Here is an 11,390-nt window from a genome sequence, read left to right as displayed (position 1 = left end):
GAAAAGTCCCTTTTTTATTTATTGTATTTTAACCGACGTTACTACATCATTCGCGTTTGGCGATAGGGTGGTGAAATTGGCGGTATTTGCCGTACGTATCCAAGAGGTACCGGTAAAATTATCGTTGCTGTAAATGGTCACCGTCCACCCGGATGGCACCGTCATTGATGATGCCCAATCATTAACAAAGCCGTAAGCCTGCAGCTGGGCCAGGGTATAATTGCCTTTAGGTATAGCAGCTGTTGCCGTGCCGGCATAGTTTGTATTCTGATAAAAATTAACACCTGTAGCGGGCGTGCCCGTGCTAAAAGTGGTAGCCTTACCATACAGCGCATTTGATACACTGGTTAAATAAGTATGCGAATCGGCATTTGGCAAGTTGTAATACAAGTAAATCCCATAGCTGTTATTTACAGTTTGTGTAGCCAGCGATGCTGCGGTTGATGAACTGGTACTTTGGATATCAATAGCCGCCGGCCCAAGGTTGCTTGCAGCAAGGCCGGGTACGTTTGGTACCGAGTAAGTGCCATAAATGGCATTCCAGCTGTAATCAACTTTTGAACCAACTGTTACGCCATTAAAACTTAAACGGGATGCAGCTGGTCCGTAATAGTAAAATGATATGATTTTGGTAGGCATTAACTGGCGAAGCGCCGTTACCAGGTAAACAAACGAACTGGAATTAGGCTGGCCGGTTCCGTTGGTGCCATAATCAGCATACTCATCATCAAAGTCAATCCCGTCAAGGCCGTAGGTTGTAACGGCGTTACTCAGCAGCTGCGCATAAGCTGTTGCCGAAGCCTGATCTGGAAAATTGCTAATACCGGCGCCCTGGTGGTTACCCAAAATGGATAACAGTACTTTAATACCTTTTGCCTGCAAGGGCTGTATATAAGTGGCTTTGTTGCTCAGTACATTGGTTACCTGTGTATTAAAAAATAGTTCGGCTTTTTGAGTTGTAGTGTTGAAGTTGATATTAGCTGCAAAAATAATAGCAATATCAAACAATTGCTGGCCGGTAGAAAGGTAGTAATTACCCACGTTACGGATATCATTATTATTCACCTCCACATAACAAACGCCTTTTGGGCCGCTTACGCCAATAGCATTGGTACTGAGTTTTGATGTAGCACTTGATTTGATTGATTCGGATGGAGAGGGGGCGCTTTCTTTTTTACAAGCTGCATTGAGTAGTAATAGTAAGCCAAATGTGGCGGTTAGCGTTTTGTTCAGGTGTAAATTAAAATTTGTTCTCATGGTTTTTGGTTGGTTTTAATTTGGTGAATAAAAATTTAGATGCTGGTTGAGCATGAAGCTGTTTCATAGGCATGTTTTTAATTGGTTGTTAACAGAGACGTATTTATAAAAGGAATTAAGCAGCGGCCATAGCGTGGTTATTGGCATAGCGTTTTTGTATTTATTGAGTTTAGGTTGCCTGTACATATTTGGGAATATGTGCGGAATGAATTGGTTTGTAAAGGAATAGACAATTATTTTGAACAAATTGCCTACAGGGTTAATTATTATTTATTTAAAATAAATATTGATTAATATAAAATATAGTAATAGTTTAAAATAAAGATTGAGGCAATCGTGTTTGTAACAAAACCAAGAGTTTTCATAAATCCGGCTTTACTGGGTTGCCCTTTTTGTTTTATTCAATTACTTTTAGGGATTAATAAATTTTATGAAAAAACTTCTCCTCATAACTTTAAGTGTTTTGCTCTCTGCATGCTGCCTGCAGGCACAGCCAAAAGGCCCTGATGCCGATTATATAAAGGCCAATTATATTAAATACGAGTACCAGGTACCCATGCGCGATGGTAAAAAACTGTTTACATCGGTGTATGTGCCCAAAGATCAAACTAAAAAATATCCTATAATGATGGATAGGACGCCCTATAGCGTTGCACCTTATGGGGTTGATCTGTATAAAGGCAGCCTGGGGCCATCACCATTATTTGTGCATGATGGATATATTTTTGTTTACCAGGATGTGCGCGGCCGTTGGATGAGCGAAGGCATTTTTGAAGAGATGACACCCGAAAAGGAAGTACATAAAACCAAAAATGATGTTGACGAAGGAACTGATACCTATGATACTATTGATTGGCTGTTAAAACACATCCCCAATAAGACAGGTAAAGTTGGCGTTTGGGGTATCTCTTATCCCGGCTTTTATACTACAGCCGCGCTGCTAAGCCGTCACCCGGCATTGGTGGCTGCATCGCCACAGGCCCCAATGGCAGATCTGTATCGCGATGACGCTTTTCATAACGGTGCGTTTATGCTTACCGCCAATTTCGGGTTTTACCCTGGCTTTACCAACAGGCAGGACGATAAACCTACCCAGCGCCGTGGATCGAGGTTTGATGCCGGTACTGAAGATGGTTATGATTTTTTCCTGAGGATGGGCTCGGTGAAAAATACCAACGATAAGTATTATAAGGATACCATCCGTTTATGGAACGAGATGCTGGATCACCCTAATTATGATCAGCATTGGAAGGATAGAAATGTGCTTTATCACCTGCACGATATTAAAACAGCTGTACTGGTTACAGGTGGATGGTATGATGCCGAAGATTTGTATGGCGCAATCAATACTTACAAAACACTGGTTAAAGAAAATCCTAAAACGCCGGTTTACTTTACCATGGGCCCCTGGGTACATGGTGGCTGGTCACGTGGCGATGGCGACCATTTGGGCGATGTTAGCTTTGGCGGCCCAACTGGTCCGTTTTACCGCGAAAAAATTGAGTTTGCCTTCTTTAGCCATTATTTAAAAGGAACAGAGTTAAGCCTGGAACCCATATCAACTTTTGAAACAGGTATTAACCAGTGGAAAACCTATAAAACATGGCCGCCGAAAGAGGCTATCGACAAAAATTTATACCTGATGCCAGGTGGTAAATTATCATTTGATGCTCCGGCTGCGGGCGAAGGCTTTGATGAATTTGTTTCGGACCCCAACAAGCCTGTTCCATTTATCAACACTATTGATAACGACATGAAACGGGAATACATGACTGGCGATCAGCGTTTTGCTTCACAACGCCCGGACGTGTTAACTTACGAAACTGATATACTGGACAAGGATGTAACGCTTGCCGGCAATATATGGGCAAACCTTAAAGTATCAACCACCGGTACCGATGCGGATTGGGTGGTTAAGGTAATTGACGTATATCCCGACTCGACTAAAAATAACAAGTTTACGGGTAAAGAAGTTTATTTATCCGGCTATCAGCAAATGGTACGCAGCGAAGCTATACGCGGCAAATTCCGTAATGGCTTTGATAAGCCCGAGGCCTTTGTACCCGGCAAAGTTACGCCGGTTAACTTCGAGCTACAGGATGTATTGCACACTTTCAAAAAAGGTCACCGTTTGATGGTACAGGTTCAAAGCACCTGGTTCCCGCTTATTGACAGGAATACCCAGCAGTTTCAGGATATTATGAAAGCCAAAGATACCGACTTTAAAAAAGCTACCCATAAGGTTTATACCTCCAAAGATGAGCCAAGCTTTTTAAAGGTTAGGGTGATGGAATAATGACCACCAAATTTCACATCAGAAGTAGTTTTGTGTTTTCCTCACGAAACTACTTCTCGATAATTGGGAGAACTCAACCGAGGGCGATAATGTTCAGATCTCGGCAACAGATTCATCCAGCCATCGAATTAAAACAGGCATCGTAAAAATAACAGGTGGATGCGCCTGTCATATCAGCAAAGTTTCCGGACCGGATACGGTGGTTTTTGATTAGTCTGCCAGGCTAAATTCGGCTATTGCTGTAGCGTTCGTGTTTTACTCACCGTAATATCATAAACCCATTACGATGATGAAAAAAATTACATACCTGCTGTTACTTGTTACTTTCCTATCAGCGTGCAAAACCGATAAACAACAAAACGGATGTGGCTTGCAAACTTGTACGGCCAATTATGCTTATTTAGGGATTAGGTTTATTGATAAGGAAAGTAAGCCCGTTTCGTTTTCAAATTTTACCGCTGTTAATTTACGTACCAACAAGTCCTTAACGCCGCTTCAATACCCGCCTAACATTAATATTGATTTTGTAGCAGGTTTTGTATTATTGGCTTCAGATGCCAACATCAAAGATTTTTCTACCGATGGGGATGATGTTAAAATTTCTGCAACAAATACGGCAACAAATCAAACCAAAACAGCAACTTTAAAAATAGCAGGTGGTTGTGGCTGCCATGTAACCAAAGTTTCTGGTCCGGATAAGGTTGTGTTTGATTAAGACAATCGAGCGCTTCCCGGGCACAATTAATACATCTTTATAAAAGGTTTATAGTTTTGTTATAACCACAGGTATGTTGGCTTTTACCTGGTAAAGTAGGTAGTCGCCTTTATTATCCGTCATAAATTTAACGTCAATTTTTTTACTGTTCTGCATAACGCCCACTTTTCTCCATCCTGCAGGCAAATAAGTTTTAAGCGTAAGGGGGATATCATAAAAACGCTTATCCAGCGGGTGGCTAACTTTTATAGTCAGTTTGCCATTTACAACACCGGTGGTCAGGTTTGCGCTTTTCCGTTCGCGTATGTATTTGGTGACATCGGCAAAGGTGGCAATCCAAAGCTTGTCTTCGTGATTTTTGATGTAGGTGAAATATTCCGTCAGTTCTGTAGCAGGCAGGGCTTCCCAGCCAATTCCTTCTACACCGTGATGAGTAAGCACCAGCCATGTATCATGTCGGTTCATAGTAGTATCAACCCAGGCTTTCATCATAGGCAGTGGCGTTTTGGTGGTAGCACCGCGCTGGTATTGCACGTACTCTTTATCAGTATTGCCGGGCGTATCTTTGTTGCCGCGGCTTATTTCCTTTAGCCAGGGCTCGGGCATGCGGTTACGCAGGGCGGGGTAAACCTTGCTTAAATAACTCATGGCGCGTTCATTTTCGGTTCCAAATGGGCCTTCGGCGCTAAAAGTATAGCGCAGGCCCAGGTTGTGCAAAATATCCAGCCTGCTTTTTTCCATCTCGTACATAATATTCGGTTCATCAAGCGCGGCCAGGCGGGGATGGGTTATCATGTGGCTGGCAAACTCATGACCCTGTGCGGCGAACTTTTTAATTTCGGGCCAGGTTGTACCGTGCGCATCATTATATTCGGTGTTATGCTCGATACCGGGTTTAAAATCGCCATGGCGTACTTTGCTGTATAGATCGTCAATCACTTTATAAGCCGCTTCGGGCTTGTTATCATCAATTAATGATCCGGCTTTGTAATGGTAATCCAGCGTGCCAACAAGTCCTAAATAACCGGCTGCCGAAGCGCGTTCATAAAAATTGGTTTTATTGGTTGGTATAGTTGCTGTTTCTGAAATGATCTCCTTTACTGGTCGGCCAATAAACTTACCATGATATTGCGAGCCGGGTATCTGCCCGGTAATAATAAAAAAAGTGCCTTTGATATTGAGTTTATTGAGGATCGGGAGCGCTATTTTAAACTGGTTGATAGAGCCATCATCCCAGGTAATGGAAACCGCGCCATTACGGCCGTACTGCCAGGGTGTTATTTCCGTTTTACCCGGCTGTGCTTTTAAATAACCTGTAAACGCCAGCGAAGCAATAAAAACGAGTAGTGACTTTTTCATAACAATAGGTTTATGAGGCTAATATAATCAGAAGATAAAGGCTTTAGGGGCGTGTAACGAAATAGTTATCCCATTGACTCAGGCTAATGTTATTTAAACTAATTCTAAATAAAACTTGCAGAAAAGAAATGTCTTCTTATTTTTGCGCTTAATTAGACTTAATATAAATAGAATGGCAAACAAATTACATAACTACCTGCAAAAATTCACACTCCTAATTTTATTTGTATTTATAAATATCCTCACTTTAAAGGCCGATGACGATGGCAATAACGGTAAGATAAGCGGTTTTGTTAAAACCAACGATGGCAAACCGGCCTCTCTTGTTAATGTAGCCATAAAAGGGCTTAATAAAAGTACTGTTACCATTGATGACGGATCATTTACTTTCTTTAATATAAAACCAGGTGCTTATACATTGGTGATTAGTTTTATAGGTACCAAAAGTGCCGAGCAGGCAGTTACCGTTATTGCCAATCAAACTACCCGCGTAAGCATTACGCTGAACGAAAGCGCATCGCAGCTTGATGAGGTGATCATAGCATCCACAAAAACTATTAATCGTAAAACGCTAAGCGCAGGCAAGATGAACGTAGCACCTATGGATCTTCCGCAAAGTGCTATGGTTATCAGCAGCAATACACTTGTTCAGCAACAATCCATTCGTTTAAGCGATGTGATCAGGAATGTTAATGGAGTTTACCTGTACAGCGCACGCGGCAATACCCAGGAAACATTTGGCGCAAGAGGATATAATTTTTCAAGCACCAATATGTTCAAAAACGGGTTTCGCATTAACTCCGGCGTAGTACCGGAAGTGAGCTCTTTAGATCGTATTGAGGTTTTAAAAGGCAGCGCGGCTTTATTATACGGCAACGTAGCACCAGGTGGTATCTTAAATATGGTTACCAAAAAGCCATTGTTTGAACAAGGCGGTAAAGTATCCATGACTTATGGCAGCTATGACCTGTATCGTCCTTCATTTGATGTTTACGGTCCTATATCTTCTAAACTGGCGTACCGCGTGAATGGTACTTATGAAAAAGCAAATAGCTTCCGCGATCATGTAAAATCCGAAAGGGAATATATCAATCCTTCGTTCCTGTATAAGGTAAGCGATAAAACAACCATCATTGTTGAAGGTGACTACCTGAATTATAATTTTACCCCCGATTTTGGTACCGGCCAAATTAATAACGTAATAGCCAATGTACCACGTAACCGTTACCTGGGCGCATCATGGTCAACCGGTAATACCAAGCAAAGTACAGCCACTGCTACTATAAATCACCAGATAAATAGCTTATGGCAAATAAGCGGAGGTATCAATTACCAGCACTTTAACAGGCAGTACCAAACAACAGAGCGTGTGTTGCCAAATGCAACCGGCGATTGGGGCCGTACCCTTAACCGTGCAAAAACACTGGAAGATTATTACACCGGTCAGTTTAATGTTACCGGCCAGTTCAATACAGGTTCCATCAAACATAATATTTTGGTAGGGGTTGATGCGGATAGGTATAACAATACAGCTTATACCTATGTGGCTACGGTTAATAAGGTTTCGAGCTACTGGGATCAGGGTACTTCTATAAAATCAGCCGTTTATGACACTATTAATATTTTTAATGTAGATAAATATAACCTGCGCACAGATAAGCCTGTGATGAATCCTTTTTATAGCATCCTAACAAAAACCAACCGTTTTGGTGCTTACTTTAATGATCTCATCAGTGTATCTGATAAAGTAAAAGTACTTGCGGGTATCCGTTGGTCGTACCAGTATATTGCACCAACTGCGGTTACTAATTATTATTTACCGGCTTTGGCTGCGCCTGCATCAAGCAAAACAGATAAAGCATTTTCGCCAAGGGTTGGTATAGTGTATAAACCAATAAACAACACATCACTGTTTGCCAGTTACTCCAATTCTTTTATAACCAATACAGGTACAGATGTTAACAACAAACCCCTGTCTCCATCATTGGTTGATCAGTTTGAAGCAGGCATAAAAAATGATTTCCTGAATGGTAATCTGGCGATAAATGTAACTGCGTACCGTATTATCAATAATAATCTTGCACAAACAGCTCCATTTTTGGCCGATGGTACAACGGTAAACATCAATACCAATATTAAAGAACTTGTTGGCCAAACCAAAAGTGATGGTGTAGAGCTTGATATTGCCGGGCACCCGGTTAAAGGCCTTGATCTGTTGGCCGGTTATAGCTACACCAACGCGCGTTATTCAAAAACGTCAACTTCTGTGGGCAGTAATATAGCTGGGCAACCGTTAATTAATGTTCCAAAGCATACCGCCAATGCCAGCGCCTTTTATAATTTCTATAATGGCGACCTGCGCGGTTTTAAAGTGGGCGCATCAGTATATTATTTAGGTAACCGCATTGCAGGGAACGCTAATACCGTGGGGCAGGCACAAACTATATCAAGGCTGGTTAACGTATCTGGCTTTACCACTGTTGATGCATCAGTAGGGTATACCTATAAAAAGATCTCCATTATAGGTAAGGTATCTAATATCGGTAATGTGTTAAATTATAACGTGCACGAAAATTACAGCATTAACCCAATTCCTCCGAGACAGTTTTTAACTACCCTGGCATATAGCTTTTAATAAATTTGCAAAATAAATGTAAAACCGGGATGTGCTTAGGCATACCCGGTTTTTGTAATAAAAAACTATGAAAGTATTTTTCCGCACCATACACCTTTACCTAAGCCTTGCGGCAGGTATTATCATTTTTTGCTCGTGCTTTACCGGTACCCTGCTGGTTTTTGAAAAGGAGATAGAGCACACGCTGCACCCCAAGCGGTACTATGTGGAAGCACAGCAAGTACGAATGCCTTTAGCTCAACTGATAAAAGGTACTTTAAAGCAAATGCCAAAAGCTAAGTTTGCTTCGGCTATGGTTTATAGCGACGCCCGCAGAACTGTAGAAATTGGTTTGATAGTGCCCGGGAATAAAGACAAAAAGGAGAAGCCGGCACAGGCAGATGGAAAAAAACATGCAGGCGCACCGGGTAAAGCAGGTAAGGATGGTAAAGATAGCGGCAAACCCAATTTAACTGTTTTGGTAAATCCGTATACCGGCCAGGTAACGGGCGAATATAACCGCAGACAAACGTTCCTGTATAACGTTGAGATGTTTCACCGGTTTTTGTTAGTCGGGAAGGATAGTGTTGGCGATTGGATAGTTGGAATCTCTACCTTGATTTTCCTGTTCATACTCATAACCGGAGTAGTGTTATGGTGGCCAAAAACTAAAAACATTATGCGTCAAAGGCTAAAAATAAAGTGGGATGGCAGCACTAAACGACTGGTGCATGATCTGCATATAGTTACCGGCTTTTACACATCTGTTTTTTTAATCATCATTGTTTTAACCGGGTTAATCATGACGTTTAAATGGGCCAACCAGGCATTGTTTGCCATTACAGGTTCAAAGCTTGAAAAAGAGCAGCCTAAGTCGCCACAGTCAAAATACCAGGTGGGGGTTGAGGCCTTAACTGTTGATGCCGCATTGCAAAATGTAGCAGCGAAAACCCAATTGGCCGAATACTATACCGTGCGCATACCAAAAGATTCAACAGGAACTTACAGTGTAAATATTTTACCCCAGGGTGCTATTGAAAACACGGGCGATACCTATTATATAGATCAATATAGCGGTAGCCTGGCTGGGTCGCAAATGTTTGCTTCCAAAAGTTTAGGGCAGCGGGTACGGGCATTGGTAAAACCTGTGCATACCGGTTCGGTATATGGTTTACCAAGCAGGATCATCAGTTTTATAATATGTTTACTATCATTGATATTCCCGGTTACCGGGGTAATGATGTGGCTTAACCGCACAAAGAAAAAGGGGAAACAGGTAGGTAAGCTGACTTTGGTATAGGTGTTTTATGGCCTAAGGTTGGTACCATCGCCGTAAATGTTCGTGAAAGTTTGTTAACGTTTTTTTAATTCCCTCCTAACGGAAGGGGGGCGGCTGAAATGAGCGCAATGGCAGGGAGGGGTTTCGCCGACATGCCTGCCATCCGCAGCGGTACTTGAACGCCTGATCTAACCCCTTCCTCCTCCTTCCCCGAGGAAGGAATCGCACATTGCCCCCGCTTTTTATATCTTCCTTCGGAAGATTTTGTTAACTTTTTTTTAATTCCCTCCCAACGGGAGGGGTGCGGCTGTAATGCGCGCAATGGCAGGGAGGGGTTTCGCCGACATGCCATCCGTAGCGGTACTTGAACGCCTGATCTAACCCCTTCCTCCTCCTTCCCCGAGGAAGGAATCACACATTGCCCCCGCTTTTTATATCTTCCGAAGGCCTATGGTAACCACATCATAGGCCTTCAGAAAGTTTTGTTAACTTTTTTTAATTCCCTCCCAACGGGAGGGGTGCGGCCGAAATGCGCGCAATGGCAGGGAGGGGTTTCGCCGACATGTCATCCGCAGCGGTACTTGAACGCCTGATCTAACCCCTTCCTCCTCCTTCCCCGAGGAAGGAATCGCACATTGCCCCCACCTTTTTGTATCTTCCGAAGGCCTATGGTGTCTTCACAAACTGCTTTTGGCCTACCTTGTTATATATATATATACTATTTGCTTACCCCTTCTATAATACTAAAGGGCGACATTGTTGGTATTATCCTGGTTAAATGGAAACCTCCATTATGAAACAATTGCCTGTATTCATTTTCTGTTCGCTCACAACCGGGGAGATATTGTAGCATTTGTAAATCAAGGAGCTTTGCGGGCGATGGTTCATTTCCTTCGGGTACTACCATTTCTACCACCAGTACCTTGCCTCCATCGGTCATAGCTTTACGGCAATTTTGGAGCAAAGTAATACATTGCTCATCATTCCAATCGTGAATAATATGTTTCATGATGTAGGCATCGCAACCTGCCGGTACATTTTCAAAAAAATTGCCTCCTACCAAATCACACCTGTCTGATACGCCATGTGCCACTAATAGCTTTCTTGCTTCCGAAACAATAGCCGGCCTGTCATACAGCACACCCTTTACTGTTTCATATTTGGCAAGGATGGATGCCAGTAAAAAGCCATGCCCTCCGCCTACATCAGCAAGGAGTTTTATGGACGAAAAATCATAGCCATTCACTACAGCTACACTGGAAAAGGCGCTATTGCTTGTCATGGCATCATTAAATACCCGGCCGGCTTTCTCGTTGCTCCAGAAATAATCAAAGGCGGGCATGCCATGCACTTTTTCAAAAGAAGGCTTCCCGGTTTTTACGCTATAGGGTAATTCTGCCCAGGTTTGGAATTGCCAGTCGGTAGTGATCATTTCTGCAAAAGCCCGTAAACTGCCCGGCGCATCGCTTAATAAAGGCTCAGCCAAAGGAGTAAGTGAAAATCTTTTTTCAGCATCTTCGGAAAAGACGCCCACACTGGCGCAAGCCCGCAATACCCGGTAAAGGGAACGGGCATGAACACTTGTTTGCCGTGCTAATTCTTCCGCTGTTTTTGCTCCATCTTTTAAAAGATCGGCAATGTGCAGTTCTGCGCATACACCAATGGCACGTGAAACAGCAAAACCAAAAAGCAATTGCATTAATTGAACTGGGGGAGGGGTTTCTTGTGTCATAAGAGGTTGTTTTATAATGGTATAGCAATTTACAATAAGTTTTTGGTTAGTGAATGATCAAAAAATATAACAACTGTTTCCCTGCGCTCTGAAGCGGATTGCGGGTTTCTCTATGAAGCGATATAACAGGGCAAAAGC

The 11,390-nt window shown here is 42.6% G+C and carries 7 protein-coding genes; 4 read left to right on the top strand and 3 right to left on the bottom strand.

What is annotated here, in order from left to right; translation table 11 throughout:
• Nucleotides 1-18: 18 nt before the first annotated feature.
• A complete protein-coding gene (locus AC1D0K_RS23790; RefSeq protein ID WP_477397623.1) occupies nucleotides 19-1,257 on the bottom strand; it encodes an endo-beta-N-acetylglucosaminidase H in 1,239 nt (412 codons plus the stop codon).
• A 430-nt stretch (nucleotides 1,258-1,687) separates the two neighbouring features.
• On the opposite strand from AC1D0K_RS23790, the gene AC1D0K_RS23785 reads away from it, so the two are divergent.
• A complete protein-coding gene (locus tag AC1D0K_RS23785) occupies nucleotides 1,688-3,553 on the top strand; it encodes a CocE/NonD family hydrolase (protein WP_477441716.1) in 1,866 nt (621 codons plus the stop codon).
• Between the two features lie 286 nt (nucleotides 3,554-3,839).
• The gene (locus AC1D0K_RS23780; protein WP_477396115.1) at nucleotides 3,840-4,268 is read left to right on the top strand and encodes a hypothetical protein; all 429 of its coding nucleotides are present in this window, start codon (nucleotides 3,840-3,842) and stop codon (nucleotides 4,266-4,268) included.
• 48 nt (nucleotides 4,269-4,316) lie between these two features.
• Here the strand turns inward: AC1D0K_RS23780 and AC1D0K_RS23775 are convergent, their stop codons facing one another.
• A complete protein-coding gene (locus tag AC1D0K_RS23775) occupies nucleotides 4,317-5,627 on the bottom strand; it encodes a polysaccharide deacetylase family protein (RefSeq protein WP_477396117.1) in 1,311 nt (436 codons plus the stop codon).
• Nucleotides 5,628-5,799: 172 nt separating this feature from the next.
• On the opposite strand from AC1D0K_RS23775, the gene AC1D0K_RS23770 reads away from it, so the two are divergent.
• Together AC1D0K_RS23770 and AC1D0K_RS23765 are read left to right on the top strand one after the other, a co-directional pair.
• Nucleotides 5,800-8,262, top strand: a complete 2,463-nt coding sequence (locus AC1D0K_RS23770) for a TonB-dependent siderophore receptor (protein ID WP_477396119.1) — start codon at nucleotides 5,800-5,802, stop codon at nucleotides 8,260-8,262.
• A gap of 67 nt (nucleotides 8,263-8,329) precedes the next feature.
• Entirely contained in the window at nucleotides 8,330-9,541 is a 1,212-nt protein-coding gene (locus tag AC1D0K_RS23765) for a PepSY-associated TM helix domain-containing protein (RefSeq protein ID WP_477396121.1), read from the top strand.
• 697 nt (nucleotides 9,542-10,238) lie between these two features.
• Here the strand turns inward: AC1D0K_RS23765 and AC1D0K_RS23760 are convergent.
• Nucleotides 10,239-11,252, bottom strand: coding sequence for a methyltransferase (locus tag AC1D0K_RS23760; protein WP_477396123.1), 1,014 nt, complete (start codon nucleotides 11,250-11,252; stop codon nucleotides 10,239-10,241).
• Between the last annotated feature and the right edge of the window lie 138 nt (nucleotides 11,253-11,390).

This window comes from Mucilaginibacter sp. P1_A3 (assembly GCF_056406855.1).
This window is presented reverse-complemented; position numbering and strand designations above follow the sequence as displayed.

Excerpts from the sequence above, each read along its gene's own strand:
- AC1D0K_RS23790 (WP_477397623.1), bottom strand. The coding sequence starts at position 1,257 with ATGAGAACAAATTTTAATTTACACCTGAACAAAACGCTAACCGCCACA.
- AC1D0K_RS23785 (WP_477441716.1), top strand. The coding sequence starts at position 1,688 with ATGAAAAAACTTCTCCTCATAACTTTAAGTGTTTTGCTCTCTGCATGC.
- AC1D0K_RS23780 (WP_477396115.1), top strand. The coding sequence starts at position 3,840 with ATGATGAAAAAAATTACATACCTGCTGTTACTTGTTACTTTCCTATCA.
- AC1D0K_RS23775 (WP_477396117.1), bottom strand. The coding sequence starts at position 5,627 with ATGAAAAAGTCACTACTCGTTTTTATTGCTTCGCTGGCGTTTACAGGT.
- AC1D0K_RS23770 (WP_477396119.1), top strand. The coding sequence starts at position 5,800 with ATGGCAAACAAATTACATAACTACCTGCAAAAATTCACACTCCTAATT.
- AC1D0K_RS23765 (WP_477396121.1), top strand. The coding sequence starts at position 8,330 with ATGAAAGTATTTTTCCGCACCATACACCTTTACCTAAGCCTTGCGGCA.
- AC1D0K_RS23760 (WP_477396123.1), bottom strand. The coding sequence starts at position 11,252 with ATGACACAAGAAACCCCTCCCCCAGTTCAATTAATGCAATTGCTTTTT.